This is a genomic window from Streptomyces sp. NPDC033178, assembly GCF_055577685.1.
On record NZ_JBVIPT010000038.1, the window covers coordinates 19,353 to 45,916 of the forward strand.

A 26,564-nucleotide genomic window follows, 5' to 3' on the forward strand; every position below is an offset into this window, starting at 1 on the left:
AAGGCATGCCCAACACACCCACCGTGGTCCTGGTCCACGGAGCTTTCGCCGACGCGTCCAGTTACTCCCGCGTCGTCACCGAACTGCTCGCGGACGGCACCCGGGTGGTGGTTCCCCCAGTGCCCAACCGCGGCCTCACCGGCGACGCGGCATACATCGCCTCCGTCGTCCGGCAGATCGAAGGACCCGTCCTCCTCGTCGGGCACTCCTACGGCGGCGCGGTGATCACCGTCGCCGGCCGTGAGGACAACGTGGTGGGGCTGGTCTATCTGGCCGCCTACGTCCTCGACGAGGGTGAGAGCCTCGGTGAACTCCAGGGCCGCTTCCCCGGCACACCGCTGGCCGACGCCCTCGTCTACAAGCCCTTCCCGATCGAGGGCTCCGACGAGCCGGGCACCGATGTCTCGGTGGACGTCTCCAGGTTCCCGGAGATCTTCGCCGCCGACGTGGACGAGGCCCTCACACGCGTCCTGGCCGTTTCCCAGCGACCGCTCGCCGGGGCCGCCTTCGGCGAGCCCGCCGGTGCGGCCGCCTGGAAGAACCTGCCCGCGTGGGGGATCGTCGCGTCCGCCGACAAGGCCATCAACCCCGACGTCCAGCGGTACGGCTACGAGCGCGCCCAGGTCAAGGTCACCGAGGTCGACTCCTCGCACCTGGTGATGCACGCCCGCCCGGCGGAGGTCGTCAGGGTGATCCGCGAGGCACTCGCTACCGTGACCGTCTGACATCACGGGCATCCGGCCGAGCGGCGCCGCCAACGGCGCACCGTGGCTCGCCGGGAGGCCACTGCCATGGCATCGCCAAAGGTCCGGGCCATGTGCGGTCCCTGGACGTGATCGCCCGGCCGGGCTTCTCCCGCGCCGACATCGGAAGCCGGACGAAGACATCCGGCCGACCGACGACCGCGCGGCGACCGAGACAACCACGCGGCAACAGGAAATGCCCCGCGGCACGTCGGGGGCGGTTCTCACCCTCCGGCGCATTTCCCGCACGTCCCGTATGTCCCGTACGCGAGGCAGGGACGATCCGCTCCGTACAAATGACACACCCCTTTGAGGAGACGTTATGACCGACAAGAAGCCGGTGGTTCAGCACCGCACCGCCACCGTGAACGGACGCAAGGTCTTCTACCGTGAGGCGGGCGATCCCACCGCTCCGGCCGTTGTGCTCCTGCACGGTTTCCCCGCCTCGTCCCACATGTTCCGGAACCTGATTCCCGAACTGGCGGACCGATACCACGTCATCGCTCCCGATCACATGGGATACGGATTTTCTGACGCACCCCCTGTCGACGAGTTCGAGTACTCGTTCGAGAACCTGACCGCCATCACCCTGGGGCTGCTCGACCAGCTGGGCCTGCAGAAGTTCGCCCTCTACATCCAGGACTACGGAGCCCCCATCGGACTGCGTATCGCCAGCCGCAACCCCGACCGGGTCACCGCGCTGCTCGTCCAGTCGGGCAACGCCTACATGGAGGGCTTCACCCCCTTCTGGGACATCCTCTTCGCGCATGCCAAGGACCGCCCGGCCAACGAGGCGGGTGTCCGCGAGTATCTGACGGCCGAGAAGACGTACTGGCAGTACACCCACGGTGTCCCCGCCGACCGCCTGGACCGTGTCGCCCCGGACGCCTGGACTCTGGACCAGGCGCTGATGGACCGGCCCGGCAACAAGGAGATCCAGCTGCAGATGTTCTGGGACTACCAGTTCAATCTCCCCGGCTACCCGGACTTCCAGGAGTACTTCCGCAAGCACCAGCCGCCGACACTGATCACCTGGGGCAAGAACGACGAGATCTTCGGCGCCGACGGGGCGCGCGCCTATGAGCGTGACCTGCCCGAGGCGGAGATCCACCTCCTTGACGCCGGCCACTTCGCCCTCGAATCCCACGGACCGGAGATCGCTGCTCTGATCCGCGACTTCCTGGGGCGAAAGCTGTCCTGACGGCAGCAAAAACAGCCGACAGCCGACCGCCGCCGGATGGCGGCGGTCGGCTGCTCCTTGAGCCGGTTCTCGGTACATCCCTCGATCACCCGGAGATCAACATGTCCAGCAGGCCTCCTGTACCCCCCTTCACCCACGAGTCCGCCGTGGAGAAGGTGCTCCTGGCGGAGAACGGGTGGAATTCCCGGGATCCGCAGAAGGTCGCCCTTGCCTACGCCCCGGACAGTGAATGGCGCAACCGCGCGGAGTTCGTCAGTGGCCGCGAACAGATAGTCGAGTTCCTGACCCGCAAGTGGAGCCAGGAACTGGACTACCGGCTGATCAAGGAGCTGTGGGCGTTCGACGGCAATCGCATCGCCGTCCGGTTCGCCTACGAGTGCCAGGACGGCTCGGGCAACTGGCAGCGCTCCTACGGCAACGAGAACTGGGAGTTCGACGCCGACGGACTGATGCGCAGGCGCATCGCCAGCATCAACGACCTGCGTATCAGCGAGTCCGAACGCAAGTTTTTCTGGCCTCTGGGCCCTCGTCCCGCAGACCATCCCGGACTGTCCGAACTCGGCTTGTAGGAGCCCTTCCCGGAAGATCGGCCGGGCAGGTGTGCGTCGTGATCTCCATGGCCCGGACGTTCATCACCCGGCCGCCACCGCTCCCTCGCGCGAGCAGAACGTCCTGTCAGTGCTGGATGCCCGGCCGTCCGAGAATCGCGCGGGTCGCCAATCCGCTGGACGCCCCCAGGCCGACGGCCGCGGCCGTCCACCACGGGGCCCAGGGGAGCAGTCCGGCCGTCTCGTCGAGCGACCATCGGCCGGGGCCGGTGAGCGCGAGTGCGGCCGGGACGATGATCAGGACGAGTGGATACTCGTAACCGTCGTTCTGCACCCAGAGTCCGTTGCGCCACTTCACGGTGATCGCGACGGTCATGATGCCCGCGGCCATGGTGGCGGCCAGGGGCGTGAGGGCTCCCGCGATGAGCAGCAGGCCCGCGGCGACCTGTCCGAGGCCCGCGGCGGCGGCCGTGAGCCGGCCGCCGCTGAAACCGTCCGCCCGGAACTCCGCCGCCCCGCCCTCGATCCCATGGCCTCCCAGACGGTGGCTGACCTTCTGGACCCCGTGTGCGGCGAGCAGTGAGCCGATGGCCAGTCGTACGAGGAGCAGTCCCAGGTCCATCACGTTCTCCTTGTCCGGGGGGAGGTGCTGCGGCGCCGGCCGCCGTCGTGCGTCACAGGACGAAGCACGGGTCGAAGACCGGGGTGGGAGCTTCCTCGGGGGTGAAGCCCCGCTGGGCCCGCCACTGGCGATGCTGTTCGGATTCGGCCACGGCCTGCCCCAGCAGATCCGCCTGGCGGGCGCCGGCGATGCTGGGCTTCACGGTGGCCTGGTAGCCCCCGTAGTGCGCGACCGGGCTCCAGGCAGGCTGGACCGCCGGTATCGCCTCGTCCAGTCCCTCGTACTCGGCCGCGGCGTAGACGATCCGCCCGCCTGTCACGGTGAGCAGGGACTCGATGTGGGGGATGTCCTGTTCCGGAGCGGTGAGGAAGTCGTCGGAGAGGACGGCGAGGTCGCCGTAGAACCCGGGCTTGAGGACGCCCTTGACGTCCTCTTCCCCGGTGAGCCGCGCACCGGCCTGCGTGTACATGGCCAGCGCGGTCTCCCGGCTGACACGGTTCTCGGGCGGATAGATCGTCAGGTCGCCCACCGTCCGGCCTGCGACCAGCCAGTGCAGTGCGACCCAGGGGTTGTACGAGGACACGCGCGTCGCGTCCGTTCCGGCGCCGACCGTCAGACCGCGGTCCAGCATGGCGCGTACCGGCGGGGCTTCGGAGGCGGCTCCGGCGCCGTAGCGGCGTACGAATGCCTCGCCCTGGAAGGACATCCGGTTCTGGACCGACATGGCTCCGCCGAGTGCGGCGATACGGTCCAGGCTGTCCCGGGAGACGGTCTCGGCGTGGTCGAAGAGCCAGCGGTTGCCGCCCGGGAAGAGACCCTCACGGGCGAGCTTCTCGAAGACGTTCAGGTCGCGGCGGATGGTCTCGTCGTAGGTGGCGTGCAGCCGGAAGCCCCAGCCGTTCTCCATGAGCAGCCGTACCGCGTCCTCGAAACCGTCCTCGTAGTCCGCGGCCAGTTCGGGCCGCGGCTCGGTGAAGTTCTCGAAGTCGACCGCCGACCAGGTAAGGGTCTCCCCGGCGCCGGTCAGGCGAAGCCATTCGTCGCCGTCTCCGGGCTTGACCATGGACATCCAGCGCCGCAGATCGGCGATCTCCTGTCCCGGGGTCTGCGGGAAGAGGTGGTAGGCGATGCGCAGCGACAGCTGGCCGTCCCTGGCGAGGTCGATGACGGTGCCGTAGTTGTCGGGGAAGTTCTGGAAGCCGCCGGCCGCGTCGATGGCCGAGGTGAGACCGAACCGGTTCAGTTCCCGCAGGAAGTGCCGGGTGGACGTCCTCATGTCCTCACCCTGCGGAGCCGGTGCCGCGGCAAGGGTGGAGTACAGGATCAGGGCGCTGGGTGCGGCCAGCAGCATGCCGGTCGGCTCACCGTCGCGGCCTCGCACGATCTGTCCGCCCCTGGGGTCAGGGGTGTCCTTGGTGTAGGCGGCGGCCTTCAGCGCGGCACGGTTCATGAGAGCGGACTGGTAGAGGTGCAGTACGAACACCGGGGTGTCCGGTGCGGCGGCGTTGAGTTCGGCGAGCGTCGGCAGCCGCTTCTCGGCGAACTGGTCCGCCGACCATCCGCCGACCACCCTGACCCACTGGCCCTTGGGAGTGCGGGCGGCCTGCTCGCGCAGCATCGCCAGGGCCTGGCGCAGGGTGGGGACACCGTCCCAGCGCAGTTCCAGGACGTAGTTCAGGCCGCCGCGGATCACATGCAGGTGGGAGTCGTTGAGGCCGGGGACGACGCGTCGGCCCAGTGCGTCGACGACTCGCGTCCGGGCGCTGATCAGCGGAGCGACAGCCGCGTCGTCGCCGATCACGGTGACCCTGCCGTCCTTGATGGCGACGGCGCCGGCCTGTGGACGCACCGGATCACCGGTGTAGATCTTGGCGTTGCGGATCACGAGGTCGGCGACATGGTCGTTGGTGGCAGGTGGAAGCCCCGCCACAGGCATGGTGGCCATGGGAATCATCTCCGGTGGAGGTCGGGAAGGGGGACGAGAGGGATGGACGTTCGCGCGAGCCGGCTCAGTGGGACGACGAACGGCGCGGCAGGAGCAGCGCGGCGATAGCCGTACCCAAGGTGCTGAGCAGCAGGGGCCAGCCCAGTCCCACATGCAGTACGAGCACGGCCCCGCCCAGCGCGCCCGCCAGCATCGCCAGTACGGAGGCCAGTCGGCGGCCCGCACGTGGATTGGTGCCGCCGGCCCATGTCGAGTCGGACGCCAGGCCGGTCAGGGTGAGGGTGAGTACCGTCGTGGTCACGTCCGGCACGGCGAGCTTGCGCACCGTCCCGTTGCGCAGGCCCATGGCCAGTGCCGTCAGGGCGATCAGCGGGTGCACCGCGTGGCTGGTGGTGAAGGCGACGGCTGTGCTCATGGCCAGCAGCACCGCTTCGACGCACAGGATCCGGCGCAGCCAACTGCCGGCCGTTCGGCGGCGCATGACCTTCTCCAGCCGCCCGGCGATCACTGCCCCGGTCAGAAAGGCGGCCAGCGAAACCAACGAACCGAGCACCGAGAAGCCGGGGGCACCCGCGACCGCGAATCCGATGACGACCACGTTGCCGGTCATGTTCGCGGTGAAGACATGTCCCATGCCCAGATAGCTGATCGCGTCGATCAGACCGCTGACAGCTGTCAGGGTCATGAGCGATGCCAGGAGCGGCTCGCGGCCGCCCTTCGCCTGGGAGGCCGGGGGAGAGGAAGTGGAAGAGGGAGAAGAGGGAGCGGGAGAGGCATGGTCGGAGTCCATGGACGCTTCCTTGATCGCGACTCGTACGGCTCACATGGCCCGCACGACCGCATGGCTCGGGCTCGTCGGCCCGTACGGTCGTAGAGGCCGCTGTGTGCACTCGGACTCGGGTCAGGCCCACCCCTGACGGGATGTCAGCCGTCTGCGGGCGGGTGCCGGGCCGGGCTCTTCGTCCCGGCCCGGCACCCGACGGCACCGGGCCGGTGGGTCAGGCCGCGGCGTGGGCGCCGGAGAAGGACTGGGCGTAGACCAGACCCAGGCCGTAGGCGCCGCCGTGTTCCTTGACGACATCCGTGACCGGGCCGTACGTCTCCACGCGCCCCCAGTCGCGCTGCAGTTCGAGCAGCACCTGGAGCCAGGTCACTGGCACCGCGCCGGCGCTGATCATGCGCTGGATGGCGTGCTCATGAGCCTCGGGAGTGGCGCCGGCGGAGGCGTCGGCGACCACGTAGACCTCGTAACCCTGCGCGAGAGCGGACAGCGCCGGAAGCACGATGCACACCTCGGTCCACAGGCCAGCGATGATGATCTTCTTGCGGCCGGTGGCCTTGACCGCCTCGACGATCGCGCTTTCCTCCCACGGGTTCATCGTGGTGCGGTCGTAGATCTCCTTGCCCGGGAAGACCTCCACCAGTTGCGGCATGATCGGACCGGAGAACGACTCGGCGGCCACGGTGGTCAGGACCACGGGCATGTCGAACACCTTCGCCGCCTTCGCGAGGCCCACGGTGGCGTTGATGACGGCGGTGCGGTCTCCGTTGCCGGCGCCGAAGAACATCTGCGGCTGATGGTCGACGAACATCACGACCGAGTTTTCGGGCGTAAGAAGGTTCGAGCTGGGAACGGCTTTGAAATTTGCGATATCGGACATGACATATTCCTTTTCGTTTCGTTCGGCCACTGATCGGCCGGACACGCTGCGGCCCCGTTCGGGCACCCGCTGAAGCTGTGTTCGGAAGTCGGCACAGCGGCCTCCTCGGATGTCGCACGGGTGGCGGCAGAGGGGCCGGTCGCGTGGTCCGCCGGCCCCACCGCTCTCAGGACAGGAACCTAGGAGCGCCCTGTGAAGGAAGAGTGGAGAGCCTCTGGACGCCGCGCCCGTGAACATCCCGGGCTGTGGATGTGCTGCTGACTGAGTTCCGGCGGGGCGAGCGGCGTTCGACCTCAAGGCCGGCCCAGGCTGCTCGTGAACTCAGTCCTCCTGGCTTACGTAGTGAGAATGAACGCAGAAAATGTTCGGCAACTCGATCGAGGAGCAACATGTCTAGGCGTCTTCCAGATCGCCCTAATCAAGATGGTCCATACACGCAGGAAGAGGTCCGGCGGGCGCTACAGGCCAACCCTCCTACTACAGGGCCTGCGATCACTGCTTCTGCCGCGGCGGCGAGCCTCTTGCCTTCCTCTTCAAAATCGAATCCGAATTCGGCACCTGCTTCAGCCCGCGTGGCGAGGCCCCTTCCCACCCTGCCTCCAGGGCAGAAAGCTGTTCCTGTGACGCCGGTTTCCGAAGGGCAGAATTCGGCGCCCTCAGCCGCCGTCGGCGGATATGGAGCCGGTGCCGCGCCTTCAACCGCTCCGGCAGGGCGAAAAAGGTGAACTAAAAAGGCCTCCAAGGTTCGACTGGTCGGCGCGTCAATGCCCGAAGGTGTGAACAAGGAGGACGGCCGCCTTCGTCGTCGTCGACGGCACCCTGATACCCGTCGGATGGAATCCCGCTCCGGTTCTCCCGCGCAACATCAGGACACACCCCTCGGATACCCCCTCCGCCCGGCATGCGCCGCCCCGTTTCCGGTTCTGCCTTTCGCTGCACGCGACGAAGGCAGGAGGACCGTCGTCCAGGTCACTCCTTCTCAACTGGCCGTGCACAAGAACGTCAGTCCCTTCACGCAGGCTCCTCGGACACACCGCTTGATACGCCAACTCATCAGGAGCCACTGTGAAGTTCCCCCGAGCACGACGACGGCGCACGGTCACTTTTCTCGCCCTCCTCGGGATGCTGGCCCCGGCCGGCGTCTTCGCCGCCACGCAGGCGTCCGGCGACACGGGGGGCCGACTGTCCGCCACGAGCACCGCGCTGTCGGGCAAGCCGAAGCCCGGGCCCAAGCCCACGGTGGTGCTCGTCCACGGGGCCTGGGCGGACGCCTCGGGATGGGCGAAGGTCGCCAGTGGCCTACGGGCCCAGGGCTACCAGGTCCTCGCGCCGCCGAACCCGCTGCGCGGGCTGCGCGAGGATTCCGCGTACCTCGCCGCGTTCCTCCGCGACCGGACCACCGGCCCGGTCGTCCTGGTCGGCCACTCGTACGGAGGGGCCGTCATCACGAACGCCGCCCAGTCGGACGACGACGTCGAAGCCCTGGTCTACCTCAACGCGTTCGTCCCCGACGAAGGCGACAGCGTCCTCGGGCTGCTGGACCCGAACCACGAGCTCGACCCGGCCGGCCTCTTCGACTTCGTGAAGTACCCGGGTGCTCCGGAGGGCGACCAGGACCTCTATCTGAAGCAGAGTGCCTTCCCGGACGCCGTCGCGAACGGCATCCCGGCACGGACCGCGGCCGTGCTGGCCGCGACCCAGCGGCCCGTCACCCTCGGCGCGCTCACGGACGAGTCGGGCGCACCGGCCTGGAAATCGCTGCCGAGCTTCTATCTGCTGGGGACCGAGGACCACATCGTCCCTCCCTCCCTGCAGAGCGCGATGGCCAAGAACGCACATGCCAGGATCACCAAGGTCACAGCGGGGCACCTCCCGATGATCACCGATCCGCACGCCGTCGAGTCACTGATCGTCAAAGCCGACCGCTCGATGCCGACCAGGTAGGCGACGCTTCCCGCACCGTGAGGGACACAGCAGACGGCGAGCACGAGGCTCGCTCCGACAAGGAGGACAGTTGAGTCGCAACTACCACTCGATCGCGTTCACCGAGCCGGTCCTGGAGGCACAAAGCCGGTACGGAAGCCGGACCGCCGTCGACCGCGGGGACCGGCATCGCTCCGGCCCGGGGCCGGCGGGTGCCGGACCGGCGCAGGGGACGGGCACGGCCGCGCACAAGGGAGCGGCGGAGACCGGTGGACTCGACCGGATCAAGGATCCCCTCGGCAGCGCCGAACGGGACTTCATCGCCGAGCGGGACGGTTTCTACCTGGCGACCGTCGCCGCCAGTGGCCAGCCGTACGTCCAGTTCCGCGGTGGTCCACCGGGCTTCGTCACTGCTCCCGACGAACACACCCTGGCCTGGGCCGACTTCAGGGGCAATCGCCAGTACATCAGCACCGGCAACGTGGCGCACGACCCGCGCGTGTCCATCATCTTCATGGACTACGCCCGCCAGGTACGCCTGAAGGTCTTCGGCGTCGCGACCATCAGCGACGTACGGGGCGAAGGCGATCGGTCGAGCGCGTACGCGGTCCCGGGCTACCGGGCGATCATCGAGCGTGAGGTCCGGGTCGAGGTCAAGGCATTCGACTGGAACTGCCCCCAGCACATCACCCCGCGCTACACGGCCGAGGAAGTGAAGTCCGTGCTGCAACCGCTCCGGCAGCGCGTGGACGACCTCGCAGCCGAGAACGACCGTCTCCGCGCCCAGGTCACGGCACTCCAGCCGGACCCGAAGACGCACGTCTCCCAGCCGCAGCGACCGCAGGAGCAGCAGTGAACGACGACACCGTCCTGGCCCGGATCACCGCACTGGTCGACCGTTAGCACGCACTGCGCGACCGGCGGGCGGACGGCTCCCTGGACGAACGGAGCGAACACCACGAACTGCGCGCCGCCGAGGTGGAACTCGACCAGTGCTGGGACCTGCTCCGGCAGCGCCGCGCGAGGCGGGACTACGGGGAAAACCCTGACGACGCCGTCCCCAGGCCGGCCAAGGCCGTCGAGAGCTACCTGCAGTAGGGCCGACCACCACCGTTCACAACCGTCGCAAGTCCGGCGGACTGCAGGAGGGGGCCGAAGGGCCCAGCTACGAGCAGCCCGCCCCACCCAATGAGCGAGGTAACAACCAATGACCACGTCCGTTGTCTTCATCCATGGCCTGTGGATCCACTCCGTCTCGTGGCAGCCCTGGCAGGAGCTCTTCGAGCAGCACGGCTACCGCACCCTCGCGCCCGGCTGGCCGGGCGACGAGGACACCGTCGCCGCGACACGTGCCGAACCCGGGCGTCTTTCGGACGTCGGCGTCGACGAGGTCACCGACTCCTACGCGCGGGTCCTCAAGGACCTGCCCGAGGCCCCGATCGTGGTCGGCCACTCCTTCGGAGGCCTGATCGCGCAGAAGCTGCTGGAGCGTGGTCTGGCCGCCGGTGCCGTGTGCATCTCACCCGCCCCGGTCAAGGGCGTCCGCGCCGTGCCGCTGAGCCTGCTGCGTTCGAGCTTTCCGGTACTCAAGAGCCCCGCCAACAAGCGCAGAGCCGTCTCCCTGACGGCCGCTCAGTTCGCCTATTCGTTCGGCAACGCGATCTCGCCGGAGGAGTCCGAGGAACTGTACGGCGATCTCACGATCCCGTCCCCGGGGCGTCCGCTCTTCGAGGCCTCCACCGCGAACCTCCGGAGGAACTCGCCGACCGCGGTCGACACCCGTCGTGGTGACCGCGGGCCCCTGCTGCTGGTCGCCGCGGGCCAGGACCACACCGTGCCGTCCGTCGTCGTCCGGCAGACCCACCAGCTGTACGCCCGCGGCGGCGTACCCGCCGAGCTGCGCACCTACGAGGACCGGGGCCACAGCGCTCCCTTCGACCACGGCTGGCTCGAACTCGCGCAGGACACGCTCACCTGGCTCCACGGCCACGGTCTGAAGCCGTGACGGTGACGACTGCCCCACCCCTGGACACCGGATTCGCCGCGGAAGGGGGGAACAGGGGGCACACGCCACCCGGCACGCGGTCCACTACCCCCGTCCGCTCCGTGGTGCCCGGCCCGGGAAGAGGCCGGCACCGGGGTCGCCGCGTCGATGGTGAGCTGGACTCCCGGGAGAGCGACACCGCCCCCGGCCGTGGCCGCCACCGCAGGGCCGCGGGTGCCACGCAGCCCCGTCCGGCATCGCGCCAGGACGGCTCCACCGAGTACGAGACCCGTTTCGAACGTGACGTCCTTTGCTTTGCCGACCCCCTGTACCGAGCTGCGTCGAGCGTCACGGGTGATCCGGCCGAGGCGGAGGACCTGGTCCTGAAGGTTTTCACGACGGCGTACGCGGCCTCCGCCCGGGTCCTCGACGGCGGCGACCGACGGATGTGGCTCTACGCCCTCCTGGCCGCCGCGTTCGCCGGCCCGCACCCGACGGTGTGCGTGCTGCCGCCGGCGTCGGTGGTCCGGGACGGGACACAGGCGTCCGCGCAGGACCGGTTCGTCCTGCTGCCCGACGAGGATGTCCGGGCCGCGTTCCTCGCGCTGCCCGAGGGACAGCGGCTCGCCGTGTACCTCGCGGCCGTCGAGGATCTCGGCTACGAAGAGATAGCCGAGATCATGCAGGTTTCTCCCGCCATCGCCGCGTACTGGCTGTACGACGCACCGTCGCGACTGCGGGTTGCCGCGGGCCCGCGCGGGGCGGCGTCCGGAGGCGGAGTACGTCTGCGGCGGCCTCGTCGGTTGCGGACAGCGGAAGCCATGGTGCTCGACGACGGGTCCTTAGAGCCTGTGGTCGACCGACCTCCCGGCCGAAGGGCGGCTACGAGAAGGCGGCTCCTGTCCTCCTCGCTCGTGGAGAGTCGCCCGGCTCGTCGAGCCGACGCAATCCCGCGCGGAGAGAGTCGGACTCGGCGCTGCCGCCGCCCAGTCGCTCCTTGATGTCCAGCGCCTCGGTCCACGCGGCTCGGGCCGCGTCCGGGCAACCCGCGCTCAGATGGGTGTCCCCGAGACGCATGAGAACGCGGGCGGTCATCCAACGGAAGTCGCTGCGCCGGCACAGGGCGACAGCGTTGTTGTAGGCCACGACGGCTTCTTCGTACTGGCCGAGGTGATGGTGGGCGTGACCGATGCTGTCCCAGGTCTCCGCCGACCCGGTGCTGCAGTTGAGTTCCTGGCACAGGGCCAGTGCCTGCCGGCTGTGGTCGAGGGCCTGTTGATGCTGCCCGAGCTGTGTATGGCACCAGCCGACGCGGTTCAACGCGACCGCCGTCGCCCTCTTGCCGCCACTGTCCTCGTCGTCGTGGCCGGTGGAGGCCTGGAAGAGTGCGAGGGATCGCTGTGCGGCTTCGAGCGCGGTTTCGAGGTCGTTCTGCTGTTCCGCGACTGAGGCCAGGGTGCGATGGCTTTCGGCACAGGCCCGGATGTCGCCCGCTTCGGTGAACAGTTCGACGGCCCGTTCGGCGTGCACCCGTGCCTCGTCGGCACGGCCCCGGGCCGTGATGGCGACGGCCAGACCATGGTGGACATGGGCCTGGGCTGTCCGGTCACCCAGTCGGTGTGCCGACCGCAGGGCAGTGCGGTGGACGGTTTCGTGCTCAGGCCACAGTCCGCGCCAGTGCAGGTGGTTGGCCACGGCCCAGGCCAGTTGCCAGGCGTGGGTGTCGTGGTGGTGTGCGGCGGCCTGTTCGACGGCTGCGAGGATCACTCCCTGCTCGGCTGTCAACCAGGCGGTCGCCTTGTCCGTGTCATCGGCGAACTCCTCGGCTCCGACCCCCTCCGCCGCGTGTGCCGTGGCGATCAGCGCCCGTTCACCGGTCAGCGCCACTGCTCGGTGGGCGGTGTGCAGATAGTGGTCGAGCGCGCGGTGGCGGATGTCCTGTCTGTGCCGGGGGGTTTCCGTGGTGTGGGTGAGCTCGTCCGCGTAGGTGCGCAGGAGGTCGTGGGTGCTGTAGCGGCCCGGGGTGTGTTCGTCGAGGAGGTGTGCCTCGACGAGCTGGGTGAGGAGCCGGCGGGCGTGGGGGAGGGGGAGGGCCGTCAGGCTGGCGGCGGCGGGCGCGGTGACGTCGAGTCCGGGATGCAGGGCGAGGAGCCTGAAGAGGCGTGCGGCGTCGGGGGTGAGGGACTGGTAGGACCACGAGAACACGGCACGTATGTCGGCCGCGGTGTCGCCGGAGGTGTCGTGGAAGGCGTTGAGGGTATCGGCGCTCTCCCGTAGTTCGGCGGCGATCGCGGTGAGGGGGAGTGCGGGGCGGGTGGCGGCGTGGGCGGCGGTGACCGCCAGGGCCAGGGGGAGCCGGGCACAGCGGTCGATGATCCCTTCGACCGCCTGAGGTTCCGCTGTGACGCGGTTGTTCCCCAGGCGCCGGGCGAGGAGCGCGCGGGCTTCGGTGGCGGTCAGTACATCGAGGTTGAGGGAGTGGGCGCCGTCGACGGCGACCAGTCCGGTGAGCCGGTTGCGGCTGGTGACGATGACCAGGCTGCCCGGTGCGCCGGGCAGCAGCGGGCGTACTTGTGCGGCGTCACGGGCGTTGTCCAGGAGCAGGAGCAGGCGTTTGCCGGTCATGAGTGAGCGGTAGTGGGCGGCCAGGGCCTCGGTGCTCTGGGGCAGAGTCCGCGGGTCGGCGCCCAGTGCTTCCAGCAGTGTCCGCAAAGCCTGGTCGGGCGGGGTGGGGCGGCCGGTGGGATCGAAGCCGCGGAGGTTCACATAGAGCTGTCCGTCGGGAAAGCGCCCGGCGATCCGGTGAGCCCAGTGCACCGCGAAAGCGGTCTTGCCCACACCCGCTGTACCGGCGACGGCACTGACCACCACCGTTGTGCCCGACACCAGGCCTGCCACCTCGGCCAGCTCCGCCTCCCGGCCCACGAACACCGGCGGCGCGGCAGGCAGCTGTGCCGGAACAACAGACCTGTCACCGGCCCCCACGGACCCTTCGGCGGGCGGCGACCCCTGAACCCGCGACGGGCCGGACACCGACGGCCGGGCCGGATCCGCAGGCGCCGACCCCCGGTCCGCCGGTCCGGCAGGAGCAGCGGGTGGAGGTGTGAGGGGAACGGGGAGTGTCCGGGCGGGCCGCAGGTGTGACGGGGGGAGCAGGAGAGCGGGATCTGCCCGAAGAATGCGCTGGTACATGCTCTGCAGTGCCGGACCGGGATCGATGCCCAACTCATCCGCGAGCAGGTCTCGTGTCTGGTGGTAGGTGTCGAGGGCTGCCGCCTGTCGGCCCGACCGGTACAGGGAGAGCATCAGCAGTTCCCTGAACCGTTCGTCCAGCGGATGCTCGGCGACCAGCCCTGAAGCCTCCGCGGCCACCTCCGCGTGGGCCCCCAGATCGAGTTCGGCCGCCGAACACGCCGCCTGCGCGGACAGACGCAACTCCTCCAACCTCTGCCGCTGGCACAGCGCGTACTCACCCCGCACACCCGCCAGGGTCGGCCCCTGCCACAGACCGAGCGCCTCCCGCAGGATTTTCACCACGCCGGCGAAGTCCCCCGTACGGCGCGCATTCTCGGCCCCCGCGAGAAGACCTCGCAACATCCCCACGTCGCTCTGATCCGGTGCGATGCCCAGCCGGTATCCGTCCCCCTCGGAACGGATCACCGACTCCACGGTGTCGCCCTCGGGCCCCAACGCCCTCCGCAGCCGATGCACATAGGTCCGCAGCACGCCCAACGCGGAAACCGGCGCTCTCGCTCCCCACACCGCATCGACCAGCTCGCCCGACAGCACGGGCGAACCCTCGGCCAGCACCAGCACGGCCAGGACCAGCCGCTGCTGAGGGGAACCCAGCTCGATCTCCCCGCCGTCGCGCCATGCCCGCACCGGACCCAACACCGTGAACCGCAGCCCCACGTCCACAACACCCCCCTGGCAAAACCACGCTCACACCCACAACAAACAAAACCCACCGGCATTCCCGGCCAGAGCGCGCGGAGCTCAATACGGGCGGCTCAGCGCTCAGAGAGGGACATGGCCGACGCTGATGTGCCAGTACTGCCCGCCCTGCGGACCGAGTGTGCGGGCAAGAGCCTGAGCATCCGTCGAAGCCGGGTCAGGAATCACCATCAAGGACACGGTGCCGCCGTTGAGTCAGGCCACGGCCGCCCACTGATGGAGGCGGGGGTCCGGCGGGAAGACGATGCGAGAGGCTCCTTCGTCGCACAGGAACTGGAACGTGACCCGGCCGTCGGCCTCCAGCGACCACCGTGCCTGGGAATCAGCTGCGAGGGCGGTCTCGTCCCGTGTCGCGCAACGGTATCGGGTGACGAAGCCGACGACCTCGTCGTGGGGAACACCGCTGTTCACCACCAGGGCCAGGGCCGCGAGCTGCCCGTCCACCGTGGGCAGGGCGAGAGGTACCGATGTCCCTTCGGGAACACCCTCGTATACCGTTCCGTACAGCTCCCGAAGTCCAGGCACGAGTGTCAGCTCCGTCGTGTAGGTCGTTCCACCGGTGCTCCGTCCCTTGGGACCTTGCTCCCTGATGACTGCCGGATCGGCCCATACCGCTTCCAGGGCCGCCAGGGCGTCTTTGGTGAGGGCCGGCGTGAAGCCTGACCGGCCCCCGGTGTTCGGAAGCCCGCCGAACACCGCCTTGGTCTCGGCCTTCCCCCCCCAAGGGACACCTCACCGAGTTCCCGCAGTCAGGTACGGCAGGAGCTTCATTTCTAGCTACGGCTCACACGCCAGGGGAGTTCACACCACCTCCCCGGCTCATGCACCCCGCCCGGGAAGATCCCTCGCGGGCGGACCCGAGCGCTCGCCGTACTTCAGGCCCGTACGGCATATCCCCAGGTCAGAGCGGTCGCTATGGGCTTTACGGGTCTGACGGGGCCCAAAGTCGCAGTTATCGCCGGACCGGCAGCACAGCTCTTTTCGCGCGCGTGAGCACAGGTACCGGCTCTCCCTGCGGCTCATAACTGCGACTTTGGGTCCCGTCAGACCCGTGTTCCGGCGGAACAGGCCTGCTGACCTGCGCTTCCTCCCAAGGGGCCGAATGAGACCCGCCGAGGGGCGGGCCCCTCAGGATCCCGCGGCCACGATCTCGGTCGTGCCCTGAGAACGAAAGGTCTTGTGGCCCACCTGTCTCGCCCTGACGGTCCGCGGGTCGACCGCTTCCAGCGGAGCGCCCACGTTGTACGGGCAGTCGGGATCCCCCGGATTGTTGGGGCGGTCATGAGGCAGCAGATAGAAGGTGCGGCGAGCGAACAGTCCGCTGTCCGCGCTGCACTGTGACTTGGGGTCGAGATTGCTATAGCCGATCAGGCGGCCCCCGCGCTCGTAGCGGGGTTTTCCCCGGCGGGTGTTGACCTTGTCGAGAGCCTGTCTGACGTAATCGAGGGAAGCGGGATCCTCCAGCCAGACGATCTCCGTTTCCTGGGCAAGGTCGTCTTCCTGCGGCATCATGATTCCCTCGCTATATCGACTTCGGCGGGAAGAAGCCCCAGACCGGGATAGAGCTTGGTCGCGTTGTTCTTGATCATGTCCGCGGGTGACGCGAGACCGAGTTCCTGGCGGATGCGGCTGGCGAAGGCGCGGGGAGTGGAGGAACGGATGCCCTCGTCGGAGCACCAGCGGCCGTAGGCCTCGTAGAGCAGTTTCTGTTCTACGCGCAGGCTGGGGTCGGGGCGGCCGTCGGTGCCCCTGGTGCAGCGTTCGGTGATGAAGCGGCCGATGTGGTCCTCGGTCGTCTCGTAGGCGGCGGTGGCTATGCGCACGGAGCTGGGGCCGGTGAGCGGATCCCGGGTCGCCAGGTACTGCCTGGCTCCGTCGATGAGCCACTGCAGGATGCCGGGGCCTTCCTCGCCGACGAGCTCGGCCGCCAGGTTGTCGATCTTGCGTTCGTCGGGAACGCGACGCTCGAAGGGGATGATGCGCATACGCCGCCAGAAAGCATGGCCGCCCGTGCCCACCTCGGGGCGGTGGTTGCCGAGCAGCCAGAGCTTGTGCGTGGGGGTGAAGGTGAAGAAGTTCTGTCTCATGCGGCGGGCCGTGATCGTGTCACCGCCGGTGAGGAGTTTGACCCGGGCCTCATTGAACTTGTCGTTCGGTTTCAGCTCACTGCACACGACGATGCGCCGGCCGTGGAGTTCGGTGAGTTCCGTGGAGTGCTCGGTGAACTTGCCCTTCTCCATGAGGAAGCCAGGAGGGGCGGCGTTCGCGTAGTCGCCGAGGATCTGCATCGTGACTTCGAGCAGAACCGATTTCCCGTTGGCGCCGGAACCGTACAGAAAGGGCATGATCTGGGCGCCGACGTCGCCGGTGATGGAGTAACCCAGCAGCAGATGAAGGAACCGGGTGGTCTCCTGTCCCTTTCCGTCGTCGCCGAAGGTGTCGCGCAGGAAGTTCTCCCACCGGGGGGTCGGCATCCTGAGCGGCGCGACAGTGGTGGCCCGGGAGTGCATGTCGGTGAGCGGGTTGGGCTTGCGCAGTTGACCGGTCCGCAGAGGGCATAGATGTCGCCGTCGAGGATGTCGGGGTCCAGGCGCAGGGCCGGGGAGGCCTGCGCCTGGTAGAGGAGCGCCTTGATACCCGAAGACGATTCCGCGTGACGCTTGTGGGAGGCGAGCTGGCGGTCGCTGAACCGCCCCCGGGGATCCTGGTCGGGGATCTGCTCGGCGAGTTCTCCCGCCGCCCAGCGGGCGGCCTCGGCGCCGCCCGTGAGCTTCCAGCGGTAGGTGTCCCACGAGTGCCAGCCCATACCGATCACATAGCGGAACTGGTCGCTGTAGAGACGGGCGAACAGTTTCGCGTTGCCGCGGTCGGTGAGGGAGTCAGGCACGAAGGGCGAGGACTCCAACACGCGCGCGGGACGGTGTCCGGTCTGTCGCGTGGGCAGCTCGGGTCCGGGTGCGGTCCCCGGCTGGAGGAAACCGAGAGTGTGTTGACGAATTTGCGCGGCAACGGCCTCGGCGTCAAAACGGACGGGTTCTGCGCTCATGAACGTCCCTGAGGGTGGAGCGGGCGCTGCGCGCCGGCGGACAGCGCGGGCTCGAAGGTCGTGGTGCAACAGCGTTGCTCATCGACGACGTGCTGTGCGTGCCGCCTGCAACAGGTGGGTGGATGAGCGGAGTTCGGCGGAACGGGGACCGGCCGGCCGAGGGACCGTCGTTGTGGTTCTTCGGTTCTGGTCTGTACGTCATGAGGCCCGGACCTCAGCGGCTCTCACGGGACTGACATCGCAGGTTCACGCCTGCCGGAAGCCGGGGAGCCTGCCCGGACCGGGAGGTCCCCCGGACGCGCGTGCTTCTGTGCGCACCATTCAACCAATCGACATCGACATCGTGGAGAGCTGTATCTGCCTGCAGAGGGACGGCGGCCACCGTGCGGGCGGTACGACCCTCCTGTCTTGGAGTACGCGCACGGGCTGCGGCGGGTTCACACCTGCTCAAGCGGCCGGGCCCCCGGCTCGGACGACAGCGCCGCCACCCCGCGAGCGGGACGCCCAGGAGTACAGGACCTGCACGTCATGAACCGGATCGGCGAGATTTCTGCGCGCGGGTTAGAACCCTCCGGGGCGTCGGCCCGTAGTACCGGATGGATGCCGCAGAGACCATGAGGAAACTGGCGTGCGTCGGTCTTTCGTCTCCCCCGGCGAGCAGAACGTCGCGCACGGCATCCACGCCCTCTCGATATTGCGACAGGGCACGCCGTGGCCCGGACTTTGCTGATGATTGTTCGGGCCACGGCACGCACCCGAACCGGAGCGTGAAGCGGCTTCCGCCGAAACCGATAGCGGGAGCCGCCAGGAAAGCCCCGTCGGACGCCGATCATGCAAGGGCCCCCTGCTCCCTTCGCCTAGGAGCAGGCGCCGGTCCGGTGCGCAACCGGACAGAGGGGCTGGCGTCCCGCCCGCACGCCAGCCCCTCAACTTCATCCGGACCGTTCTTCGATCCGAGGCGGCCTAGGTCGCGCTGTCCGCCCTGCGACTTCGATTTGAACTCTCGCCAAGAGCGCCACGTAGTCCAGTCGAGAAGAGGAATAGTCTTCGGCGGGACGAAATGGCAGACAGCCGGGACGCCGCGAATGATCAACCGCGTAGAACAGATTATACCGCCTTTAGTATGCCTGAACCCGCGACGCAACTCGAAAGCGATCTCTTTCAGTGGGATGCGGCCAGTCGTATGTCACCAGAAGAGGCTTCGGTTTCTCGATTGCCTTCGGCGCTCCGCTTGGAGGTAGACCTTGGCGGAAAATTCGATGAGCAGGATTTTGGTCCGCTCTTCGAGCCTCCGCCGACTGCTGCCACGACTGCTGCTGCTGATTCGGACTGGTCGAGTATTCGGAGTTCTTTCAGTAGTGATGGCTGGGACGACCCACCTTCGGCGGCGGCTGCCGTGCTTGGGCTCGACGGTTCGGACCGGTTCAGCATCAGAGCCGTCAGGCAAGGCTTCATGGGCAGTGACCCGCTTGACTCGTCGTTGTACTCCGCAGGGCCTGCATCAGCAATGCCAGGCACCCCTCGGCGCCTAGCGTCGGAGGCGTCAGCAGCAGGCTGCAGTCATTCACGAACGGCCTGCTTGACAAGATAAGAGACGCCTCTCTGAACTGGGCCAAGGATTCCAGGTTGGCGAAGGCAGTCGGCAGCGCCGGCAGCGGGCTGCAGTCGTACGCGGGCGGCTTGCGTACGCGGGCGGCTTGCTGGACAAGGCGAAAGATGCCTCTCTGGATTGGTTCAGGAAGAACCCCAAAGCGGTGAAGGCAGCTGACAGAGCGTTGAAGTGGATGGGGGAAAACCCCAAATTCACGATGGCCGCCGGTGCAGCACTGGGGGCGGCGGCTGGACTGTTGCTTTTCACGCCACCAATTGCTGTAGCGGGCCTTGTGGTGGGGGCAGCCGCAGGGGCGGTGGCGTCCACGGTGGCCAAGAAGGTCAACCTTCTGGACAGGATTGCTGCTGTAACGACCGCTGGGCAGCAGGCTGCACACACCGTTCAGACTCCTGAGAGGGCTGAGCGGAGGAGTGCGCCGATGCCTGAGCCGGCAGCAGCGCAGCAGCTCGGCGTGACAGCCCCTGTTCGCAATATTGCGGCGGCGGCATCTTTGGGGCAAGACCATGCTCACCACGCACGCAATTCTTCCGAGGCCGGGGTCTCGTCCAGGCCAGGTACCCCCGCACCGCGCCTTGTTTCGCAGGGCTATGGAGCGGCGACTTCCGGGGCCGGGCGCCCCCGAAGTCAGAGCAGGTGACATCGCTCTGACCGTCGGGGCGGAGCGCGAATGGTGACAGTCCCCGCCATGCCGTCCCTCGGCCGCGGGGCCGGCGTCGAGTAAACCGTCGAGCAAGTGGTGCAGCAGCACGTGGGCGCGGGCGAGGGGCGTTCGGGACGGTGATCGCCGATGTTCGACGCGGAGATCACGGCGGGTTCGGACCATCGTCATCGCTCCCCTCCCTGCTCTGGGAGATATGCGCTGTGGGGGATCCGCTCCACGGTATGAGCGTCATGGAGCTGATCCCCCACAGCGGGGAGACTCCTCGCTGTTGCCTGGTGCGGAACGGCGGGCCGGATCGACTGGAGCGCCGGGAGTCTCGACGTACCCGGAGCTGCGGGTCGTGGAGTTCGAGATCGACGATCGACTCACGACTCAGTGGTGCAGATCGATCGTGCCGGTCCCGCTCAACCGGCAACGCCGTGTTCCCAGGCCCAGGCCGCGATTTCCACGCGATTTCGCGCCGGTAGCTTGTACTGGATCCGGCGTAGGTAACTTCTGACAGCGTTGACGGTGAGTGTCAACTGTTGAGCGATCTCGCTGTTCGTGGAACCACGAGCAAGTAGATGCACGATCGTGCGTTCTCGGGATGTGAGGCGCCGGGTGTAGGCGGCCGTGTACTCGGCATGCGACGGATCGCTCAAATATTCGAGGAGTCGCACGGTCAGGGACGGCGAAATGAGGGAATCCTCGGTAACTGCGGCCCGCACTGCTTCGACCAGAGGGCGGGGCCCGGAGTTTTTGACCACGAAGCCGCTGGCGCCGGCGCGAAGCGCGTCGTAGACATCTCTGTCCAGATCGTATTTGGTGGTGAGGACGATTTTCGTGACATCCGCCGTGGCCTCGGAGATCCTTTTTATCCGCCTGGTGGCCTCCAATCCATTCAATTTCGGAATGTGAATATTCATCAAGCAGACGTTCGGTCGCAACCTGCGTACTAACTCGATGGTCTCGATACCGTCGGATGCCTCCCCGACCACGGAAATATCGCGCTGTCCGTCAAGAACGAGACGAAACGCCATCCGCGTCATCTCGTAGTCGTCGGCGATCACCACAGAGACAGTCATCGAAGAGTTCCTCGCTGTGTGGGTGTGCTCATGCGATCGGTCTGCGGCCGCAACTTATTCGGCGCACTTGAGCAATCCCACATAAAGCCAGTCGCATACCGATTTTGCCATCTCCGCGCTTATTGTCACTTCATCCTCGTTCCACTCGAATGCCAGACGTTGTGCTGCGGCTCGGGCATCCCCGTTGTACTGTCGAATGGCAATCCACATCGCGGCTGCGGACGGCTCGTACTCGTATATTTTTCCGCTTGCGGGGTCTTGCAGAGTGAATTCCCCGCTGCCTGACAGGTCCGAGATCACCCCTGGCAGTGCAACCAGACGCATGTTCCTGGCCTCCGTTCCAATCACTCGTCGAATGTGCCCTTGATTCCCCTTGGCGTGACACGAGGGGGGTCGCCCACGCCTTCCATCGACGGAAACCAGAACCTCACCCCGAGGACATAGTCCTCAGACCCTTCCGGTATACCCTTCGCCTCCTTGACGGCATCCAGCCCCGCATCGTATGCCGCCAGTGTCAGATTTATGTAGTTGGTTTCGGTCATGCCCCCAGAATTGATCAATTCTTTGGTGTCTTCAGCCAAGGAGCACAGGTATTCTGCCTGGATGTCGATCGATTGTTTGACATCGAAAGGATCTGTTCCGTCAAATTCCTCAAATATGCCTGACGGGACCTGTGATATCCCTTCAGCGCCATTTGGGCCGACGAAATCATTCTGGAACTGAGTTTCGTACTGTATCTGTGCGGCGATCAGGACCGCGCCGATGTCCGTACACGTCTTTGCTGCATCTTTTATTTTCCCAAAGTGTTCTCTGGGCACCGTGCACGGTTCTCGCTTGTCCTGGAGTGAGACCTCCAGCTCGCCGTCACCATCACTGAGAAGTATTTCTGAAGCCCGATCGGCCCGCTCTTCGTCCGTATCTCCGAACTGGTTGTTCTCGTTATCTTCACAGCTTTGTTCGACTGCGGTGAGAGTGGGCCTGTCGGCGTTCACTCCGGCGGGCGGAGTGAGTCCGAGTTTGAAGAGCATGACAATGATTACAATGGGCCACAGTAGAACTCCCAAGCCGCCCACAACGAGAGTTACCAGGATTCCCAGAGTAATTCCTGCGGGCATGGCAAGAAATCCCAGGGCTGTAGTCGCAATTCCTGCGACAACGGCAGTGTTGCCCTTCGGTTCGTTATCCATTTCGTTGCTGGCCATCCGCTCTCTGGAAAAGAATCTCGCACACGAGGAAGGAAATGGGAGAAGCCCTCTATTACTTGATACGCGGACCAGCCGTGATCAGTTCACAGCCTGTCGATCCTGCGGGTGTGGGCGGCTGTTGCGGGTGCGGACGGCAGGGCAGATCACCGGCCGGCTCGACGGGGAAGCGGGGGCGGCGCGTACGAGAGCGTCCCCGGAGCCGCGGGACGGCCAAGTGACGACGGCGGCGGGCGGCTGCCGCGGTGGGCGTCCTTGCGTGAGCCGTGTAACGGGCTTGACCACTGCCACGCCGGACACTTGCCCAGGCCTTCGCTCGGAACTGGTGTCTGCACACCGCGGCAACGCTTTCAAGCGGCTTCATGAGCGGAGTGCTCGCGAATGCTCAGTCGCATGGCCCGGATGCCGTAATGAACGCGAGATTTAACAGTTCCGAGCGGCAGTCCGAGCTTCCTCGAAGCCTCTTCCAAAGTTCTGCCCATGAAATATGTTTCGTATATGGCTTCTCGTTGACCTATCGGCAGGCTGTTCATCGCGTCACGTACGACAATCGATGTCAATACGGCGTCGCTTCCGTCCTGCTCGACTGTTTCATCATCCAGCCAGAGTGGCCTGGTTGTGTCGAGAGGAAGCCTACTTTCCTTTCGATAGGAGTCGATGGCGAGATTCCTGGCCACTCTGAACAGCCATGGTCGCAGCAGATCGCAGCCGGCAGAGTCGTAGATCTGCCAGCATCGAATAAGGGATTCCTGAACGATGTCTTCCGCCCTATGACGATCGCCTCCGAGGAGACGACTCACGTAGGCGTGCAGTGCCAGCACCAGAGTCCTGTAGTCATCTACGGAATCACTTTCTCCAACGTCGGGTCGTCCTTCCATTCCGAAGAATGTCCAACTCACAACCACTCCAGATCAATGAAAAGGCATGAGCGCCAGATGATCATGGTGCGGCAGTGGCCGAACCTGTTCTCTGGCGTGCCGGTGCGGAATTAAGAAACGTTTCAGGAAGGAGTTGGGAAGCTCGGCGTCCTCGCGTCTGTACTTCGGTCGACCGCAGCTGCGTGCGCTGACGAAGTGAGCTACGGGGAGGGGCGGCAGGTTGGTTCACTTCGATGGTTTCTGCCTCGCTGAGCTGGCAAGATGCCGCCACGCGGGGTCCCTCCCGGAGGGCCGGTGGATCGGAGTGAACTGCATCTCATCGCGAGGCGTATCACCTACAGAAGCGATGGACTAGCTACAAAGGGTGATCCGCTTGTTTTTCGGCCGGGAACCGGCAGACATGGAGAAGTCCGTTTCCGGACCCTCCCGCAGAAATATTCTTGTCGGTGCCGGCATCGGCGCCGCTGCGATGGTTCCAGTGCTCAACGCTTGCGTCCGAGATGGCTCAGACCCGCGGAGCGACAAGAGCGTCGTGGGGCGCAAAGGATCTGGCACACGCATCTCAGTGAATAAGCATCCGGACCGCAAAGTTTTTCACACGGAGTTCCCGATGACAGCATTGGGAGTCACCTGGTCGGGGTCGCTCCGAGGCTTGAGGGTGCGGCTGTTCGACAAGGAGGGGAAGGCCGGTAAATGGCGCAAGATATCCCCGTCGTGTCCTTGTGGAAAAGATGGAGCGCTAGACATGATGGCGTCTTCCGACGTCTCCATGGCGTTGGTTCCTGCGCATAACAGTTTTGCTTACCAATTTGAAATAGACGATGATGTCGAGGTCGTTGATGCCATAGCCATCGACTCCTCTTCGGCCTCGCCCTCCGCAGGGGACGACGAGTCCAAGGCGCCTGCGTTCTTCACCGGCGACGGGCCGAAGAGCCTTGAGTTTCCGCCACCGGGATTGATAACCCGAGCCAACTGGGGAGCGGACGAGGGGAAGCGTTTCACCAGCGCCGGAAAAGAGTCCTCGCCTACGGAATTCTTTCCCGTGCAGATGGTGACCGTACATCACACGGACACTCCGAATGACGACCCGGATCCGGCTGCGACAGTCCGCGCAATCTACGAGCAGCACGCCATCTCGAACGACTGGGGAGATATAGGATACAATTTCCTGATCGACCGGGACGGGCGTATATATGAGGGACGCTTTTCCGGGAAGAAGGGTGCTGCGGCTCACGATGAGCAGGGTCGGGTCGTCACCGCCTTCCACACCGTTGGATGTAATTCCGGAAACATTGGAATAGCCATGTTGGGCGATTTCAATGCGACGGCCATGCCGACTGAAATGAGAGAAGCCCTGGTCGGCCTGGTGGCGTCGCTGACGAAGAAGCATGAGATCGACCCGTCCGCCACCATCGAGTACCGCAACCCTGTGAGCGGAAGCAGAAAGCCCGGTCCCGCCTTGGGGGGTCACAAGGATTGGTTCTCCACCGAATGTCCGGGTGGGACGACCTACGCAGACCTTGAGGGAATTCGCGCGGACGTCGCGGAGATGCGCTCCTCTTGACCAGGAGCACTTTCTGTCTCTGAGCACCCTGCGGACAGGCCACCTCCCCACGGATCAGGCTGGTTTTCAGCCCTCGCCGGGGTAAATGCAGTGTTCTCCGATTCGGCGTGGCGGTCACCCCGCGGCCGACGCGTCCTGGTCATCGACACCGACCTCGCCGCCCTCATCGAGTGCCGTATCAACCACATCACTGAGATCATCCAGGCCGTACGTGTCCTCCCTCATGTGTCGATGTGAGGTCACAAGAGGTTCAGTCCAAGAGCTGGGTTGTCTTTGAACTATTTTCCTCCGCAAGACGTTGCACCACATGGAGAGGTCAGAAATAGACGACCGGGAACGCACAATTAGGAGAAGAGATGCACGAACAAGGTACCGTGAGGCGGGAGCGTGCCGGCTCCGTGGACGTCTCCCAGGAACTGCTGGCCACCGCTGCTGCTATGGGAAGGGAGACGACGCCCTATCGGGTTTCCCCTCGGCTGTTCGGCTCCGGCGGAAATCCTCTGTACACCGATGTGAAGCAAGGTTACATTGGCGACTGCTCCCTTATGGCTCCGCTGGCAGCTCTGGCTCATGAGGCGCCGGAATACATCAAGGCGATGATCGCCCCTGCCGAGAACGGCCGGTACACCGTGCAGTTGAATGAGCCGGCCGATGTCGGGCCGATCATTCCGGGAATGCGTCTTGCTAACAGCAACGGGCCGTCCCAGTCTATGGTTGCCAGCGCAGACATGGTGTCATGGGTGGCGCTGATCGAGAAGGCCGTCGCCAAGGCGAATAGTAGTGCGGAACAGGGTTCCTACCTGCCCATTGAAGGTCGTTCGGTCACTGACCAATTCGCGGATATGGGCATCGCTACTTCGTTCCGCCACGAGCCGAGGCCGACGGATAATAATGAGCTCGTAAAATTTCTGGACAAGGCCCTCGAAGCCCGCCAGCCTGTCGTTGCCGCGACCTCGGACCGGGCCGGACAGGTGGGACTGACTCCAGACCATGTCTACGCGGTCCTGCGTACATCCCGGCGAGACGATCAGGACGGCTACTCGATGTACGACCCCCAGAAAGGTGCGGGAGTCCTGTTCGTTGACAAGAACACCGTGCATCAATTCTTCGATCAAGTGATCGCCTCGAATGATATAGACGGTGACATGCGGCGAAATTTCCCGGGGCACATACAGCAGCAAACACACGAGCACCTCCGCCATCCCGTGGCCGGCGCAGCGGCTATGCCAGTGCCTGACTCCCAGCGCACCTCAACTCGCCAGCCACAGTTCGCTAGGGACGACGTGGGCCTGGCCATCCCTCCCACGGCAGTGACCCAATCCCGCAGATCCAGGTAGTACAAGCGGCTGTGAGTACGATTCTGGCAAGGCGACGGCTCTGTCTCATAGTCGGTAGTGAAGGAGAGCTGTAGGGGTCGTCGGAGTTCGCGTGCAGAACGTCAACGAGACTGTGTGAATAGTGTTTTCGCGCCCGTTCCCGATGGCTGTCGAAGATGCGGCTGACAACGGTGAGCGGATCGTGCAACAGGCCGCCGCCGATTGTCCGGCCTGCGCAAGGTCTGGGTCGACGGTTTATAGCACACACACTTCGTCGAGCGCGCAACCACCCTCGGCCCCGCCCCTCAAGATCGTCCAACAGGCCCTCAGAAACACGTCGTCCAGCTTGGGCGGTCCACTGGCAGCGAGACGCCGCCATAGAGCCGGAGTTCCATCCCGCGCGAACATCTAAAGGGTGTTGCACAAGGCTGCGTTTTGGCAGGTCAGAGCCTGTGGTCGCAGTCTTCTGGTCATGATGTGAGGGCGAGGTTGTGCATGTGGGCGACGGCCTGGACGGCGTGGTGGAGGCCGTCGCCGTGCTGCCGGCAGTCGCGGAGGATCTTGTAGTTCTTCATGCGGCCGATCACATATTCCACCCGGGCGCGGACCTTGCGGTGGGCGGCATTGTCGGCTTCCTCGC

The 26,564-nt window shown here is 66.1% G+C and carries 22 protein-coding genes and 2 pseudogenes; 11 read left to right on the plus strand and 13 right to left on the minus strand.

Translation table 11 applies throughout. The features are described 5' to 3' along the window. Positions 1-5 precede the first annotated feature (5 nt). From ACZ5VQ_RS48125 to ACZ5VQ_RS48135, 3 genes are all read left to right on the plus strand, one after another. Complete coding sequence (locus ACZ5VQ_RS48125) at positions 6-725, plus strand: alpha/beta fold hydrolase (protein WP_469110551.1); 720 nt, start codon at positions 6-8, stop codon at positions 723-725. 340 nt (positions 726-1,065) lie between these two features. Then, complete coding sequence (locus ACZ5VQ_RS48130) at positions 1,066-1,944, plus strand: alpha/beta fold hydrolase (protein ID WP_469110552.1); 879 nt, start codon at positions 1,066-1,068, stop codon at positions 1,942-1,944. Between the two features lie 101 nt (positions 1,945-2,045). Next, positions 2,046-2,513, plus strand: coding sequence for a nuclear transport factor 2 family protein (locus ACZ5VQ_RS48135; protein WP_469110553.1), 468 nt, complete (start codon positions 2,046-2,048; stop codon positions 2,511-2,513). Between the two features lie 106 nt (positions 2,514-2,619). Here the strand turns inward: ACZ5VQ_RS48135 and ACZ5VQ_RS48140 are convergent, their stop codons facing one another. The 4 genes from ACZ5VQ_RS48140 to ACZ5VQ_RS48155 all read right to left on the minus strand — a co-directional run bounded on the left by ACZ5VQ_RS48140 (position 2,620) and on the right by ACZ5VQ_RS48155 (position 6,720). After that, positions 2,620-3,114 carry a DoxX family protein gene (locus tag ACZ5VQ_RS48140; protein ID WP_469110554.1) on the minus strand — a complete coding sequence of 165 codons (495 nt, stop codon included), beginning with the start codon at positions 3,112-3,114 and terminating at the stop codon, positions 2,620-2,622. A 52-nt stretch (positions 3,115-3,166) separates the two neighbouring features. Further along, positions 3,167-5,059, minus strand: coding sequence for an amidohydrolase (locus ACZ5VQ_RS48145; RefSeq protein WP_469110555.1), 1,893 nt, complete (start codon positions 5,057-5,059; stop codon positions 3,167-3,169). 64 nt (positions 5,060-5,123) lie between these two features. Then, positions 5,124-5,849, minus strand: a complete 726-nt coding sequence (locus ACZ5VQ_RS48150; RefSeq protein ID WP_469110556.1) for a YoaK family protein — start codon at positions 5,847-5,849, stop codon at positions 5,124-5,126. Between the two features lie 208 nt (positions 5,850-6,057). Continuing rightward, positions 6,058-6,720, minus strand: a complete 663-nt coding sequence (locus ACZ5VQ_RS48155) for a hydrolase (protein ID WP_469110557.1) — start codon at positions 6,718-6,720, stop codon at positions 6,058-6,060. A gap of 1,065 nt (positions 6,721-7,785) precedes the next feature. On the opposite strand from ACZ5VQ_RS48155, the gene ACZ5VQ_RS48160 reads away from it, so the two are divergent. The 5 genes from ACZ5VQ_RS48160 (at position 7,786) to ACZ5VQ_RS48180 (ending at position 11,628) form a co-directional block, all read left to right on the plus strand. Further along, positions 7,786-8,664 carry an alpha/beta fold hydrolase gene (locus ACZ5VQ_RS48160; RefSeq protein WP_469110558.1) on the plus strand — a complete coding sequence of 293 codons (879 nt, stop codon included), beginning with the start codon at positions 7,786-7,788 and terminating at the stop codon, positions 8,662-8,664. Positions 8,665-8,734: 70 nt separating this feature from the next. Then, positions 8,735-9,499, plus strand: a complete 765-nt coding sequence (locus ACZ5VQ_RS48165) for a pyridoxamine 5'-phosphate oxidase family protein (RefSeq protein ID WP_469110559.1) — start codon at positions 8,735-8,737, stop codon at positions 9,497-9,499. Positions 9,500-9,552: 53 nt separating this feature from the next. Beyond that, positions 9,553-9,741, plus strand: a complete 189-nt coding sequence (locus ACZ5VQ_RS48170; RefSeq protein WP_469110571.1) for a DUF2630 family protein — start codon at positions 9,553-9,555, stop codon at positions 9,739-9,741. Positions 9,742-9,850: 109 nt separating this feature from the next. After that, positions 9,851-10,648, plus strand: a complete 798-nt coding sequence (locus ACZ5VQ_RS48175) for an alpha/beta hydrolase (RefSeq protein WP_469110560.1) — start codon at positions 9,851-9,853, stop codon at positions 10,646-10,648. Positions 10,649-11,073: 425 nt separating this feature from the next. Beyond that, entirely contained in the window at positions 11,074-11,628 is a 555-nt protein-coding gene (locus ACZ5VQ_RS48180; protein ID WP_469110572.1) for a sigma factor-like helix-turn-helix DNA-binding protein, read from the plus strand. On the opposite strand, the gene ACZ5VQ_RS48185 is transcribed toward ACZ5VQ_RS48180, so the two are convergent. The 8 genes and pseudogenes from ACZ5VQ_RS48185 to ACZ5VQ_RS48220 all read right to left on the minus strand — a co-directional run bounded on the left by ACZ5VQ_RS48185 (position 11,510) and on the right by ACZ5VQ_RS48220 (position 22,987). Continuing rightward, entirely contained in the window at positions 11,510-14,545 is a 3,036-nt protein-coding gene (locus tag ACZ5VQ_RS48185; protein WP_469110561.1) for an AfsR/SARP family transcriptional regulator, read from the minus strand. The two genes, ACZ5VQ_RS48180 and ACZ5VQ_RS48185, sit on opposite strands and share 119 nt — an antisense overlap. Before the next feature lie 231 nt (positions 14,546-14,776). Continuing rightward, positions 14,777-15,106 carry a hypothetical protein gene (locus ACZ5VQ_RS48190; RefSeq protein ID WP_469110562.1) on the minus strand — a complete coding sequence of 110 codons (330 nt, stop codon included), beginning with the start codon at positions 15,104-15,106 and terminating at the stop codon, positions 14,777-14,779. A 603-nt stretch (positions 15,107-15,709) separates the two neighbouring features. Beyond that, the gene (locus ACZ5VQ_RS48195; protein ID WP_469110563.1) at positions 15,710-16,093 is read right to left on the minus strand and encodes a DUF6009 family protein; all 384 of its coding nucleotides are present in this window, start codon (positions 16,091-16,093) and stop codon (positions 15,710-15,712) included. Continuing rightward, positions 16,090-17,627: pseudogene (locus ACZ5VQ_RS48200) on the minus strand (DNA primase family protein). The gene ACZ5VQ_RS48195 and the pseudogene ACZ5VQ_RS48200 overlap by 4 nt, the downstream one beginning before the upstream one ends. Positions 17,628-20,304: 2,677 nt before the next feature. Further along, a complete protein-coding gene (locus ACZ5VQ_RS48205; RefSeq protein WP_469110564.1) occupies positions 20,305-20,964 on the minus strand; it encodes a response regulator in 660 nt (219 codons plus the stop codon). A gap of 54 nt (positions 20,965-21,018) precedes the next feature. After that, positions 21,019-21,288 (minus strand): hypothetical protein, encoded by a 270-nt coding sequence (locus ACZ5VQ_RS48210; RefSeq protein ID WP_469110565.1) that lies wholly within the window; start codon positions 21,286-21,288, stop codon positions 21,019-21,021. A 20-nt stretch (positions 21,289-21,308) separates the two neighbouring features. Then, positions 21,309-22,166: a lytic transglycosylase domain-containing protein gene (locus ACZ5VQ_RS48215; protein ID WP_469110566.1), complete on the minus strand. Its 858-nt coding sequence runs from the start codon at positions 22,164-22,166 to the stop codon at positions 21,309-21,311. A 350-nt stretch (positions 22,167-22,516) separates the two neighbouring features. Then, positions 22,517-22,987 carry a sigma-70 family RNA polymerase sigma factor gene (locus ACZ5VQ_RS48220; RefSeq protein ID WP_469110567.1) on the minus strand — a complete coding sequence of 157 codons (471 nt, stop codon included), beginning with the start codon at positions 22,985-22,987 and terminating at the stop codon, positions 22,517-22,519. Between the two features lie 457 nt (positions 22,988-23,444). Here ACZ5VQ_RS48220 and ACZ5VQ_RS48225 point away from each other — a divergent pair, with 457 nt between their 5' ends. From ACZ5VQ_RS48225 to ACZ5VQ_RS48235, 3 genes are all read left to right on the plus strand, one after another. Next, positions 23,445-24,608 carry a peptidoglycan recognition protein family protein gene (locus ACZ5VQ_RS48225; RefSeq protein WP_469110568.1) on the plus strand — a complete coding sequence of 388 codons (1,164 nt, stop codon included), beginning with the start codon at positions 23,445-23,447 and terminating at the stop codon, positions 24,606-24,608. A gap of 90 nt (positions 24,609-24,698) precedes the next feature. After that, positions 24,699-24,845, plus strand: coding sequence for a hypothetical protein (locus ACZ5VQ_RS48230; RefSeq protein WP_469110569.1), 147 nt, complete (start codon positions 24,699-24,701; stop codon positions 24,843-24,845). Between the two features lie 161 nt (positions 24,846-25,006). After that, complete coding sequence (locus ACZ5VQ_RS48235) at positions 25,007-25,945, plus strand: C2 family cysteine protease (RefSeq protein WP_469110570.1); 939 nt, start codon at positions 25,007-25,009, stop codon at positions 25,943-25,945. Between the two features lie 449 nt (positions 25,946-26,394). On the opposite strand, the pseudogene ACZ5VQ_RS48240 reads toward ACZ5VQ_RS48235, so the two are convergent. After that, positions 26,395-26,564, minus strand: a pseudogene (locus tag ACZ5VQ_RS48240) (IS5/IS1182 family transposase); the annotation flags it as partial.

Excerpts from the sequence above, each read along its gene's own strand:
- ACZ5VQ_RS48125 (WP_469110551.1), top strand. The coding sequence starts at position 6 with ATGCCCAACACACCCACCGTGGTCCTGGTCCACGGAGCTTTCGCCGAC.
- ACZ5VQ_RS48130 (WP_469110552.1), top strand. The coding sequence starts at position 1,066 with ATGACCGACAAGAAGCCGGTGGTTCAGCACCGCACCGCCACCGTGAAC.
- ACZ5VQ_RS48135 (WP_469110553.1), top strand. The coding sequence starts at position 2,046 with ATGTCCAGCAGGCCTCCTGTACCCCCCTTCACCCACGAGTCCGCCGTG.
- ACZ5VQ_RS48140 (WP_469110554.1), bottom strand. The coding sequence starts at position 3,114 with ATGGACCTGGGACTGCTCCTCGTACGACTGGCCATCGGCTCACTGCTC.
- ACZ5VQ_RS48145 (WP_469110555.1), bottom strand. The coding sequence starts at position 5,059 with ATGGCCACCATGCCTGTGGCGGGGCTTCCACCTGCCACCAACGACCAT.
- ACZ5VQ_RS48150 (WP_469110556.1), bottom strand. The coding sequence starts at position 5,849 with ATGGACTCCGACCATGCCTCTCCCGCTCCCTCTTCTCCCTCTTCCACT.
- ACZ5VQ_RS48155 (WP_469110557.1), bottom strand. The coding sequence starts at position 6,720 with ATGTCCGATATCGCAAATTTCAAAGCCGTTCCCAGCTCGAACCTTCTT.
- ACZ5VQ_RS48175 (WP_469110560.1), top strand. The coding sequence starts at position 9,851 with ATGACCACGTCCGTTGTCTTCATCCATGGCCTGTGGATCCACTCCGTC.
- ACZ5VQ_RS48180 (WP_469110572.1), top strand. The coding sequence starts at position 11,074 with ATGTGGCTCTACGCCCTCCTGGCCGCCGCGTTCGCCGGCCCGCACCCG.
- ACZ5VQ_RS48195 (WP_469110563.1), bottom strand. The coding sequence starts at position 16,093 with ATGATGCCGCAGGAAGACGACCTTGCCCAGGAAACGGAGATCGTCTGG.
- ACZ5VQ_RS48205 (WP_469110564.1), bottom strand. The coding sequence starts at position 20,964 with ATGACTGTCTCTGTGGTGATCGCCGACGACTACGAGATGACGCGGATG.
- ACZ5VQ_RS48210 (WP_469110565.1), bottom strand. The coding sequence starts at position 21,288 with ATGCGTCTGGTTGCACTGCCAGGGGTGATCTCGGACCTGTCAGGCAGC.
- ACZ5VQ_RS48215 (WP_469110566.1), bottom strand. The coding sequence starts at position 22,166 with ATGGCCAGCAACGAAATGGATAACGAACCGAAGGGCAACACTGCCGTT.
- ACZ5VQ_RS48225 (WP_469110568.1), top strand. The coding sequence starts at position 23,445 with ATGGAGAAGTCCGTTTCCGGACCCTCCCGCAGAAATATTCTTGTCGGT.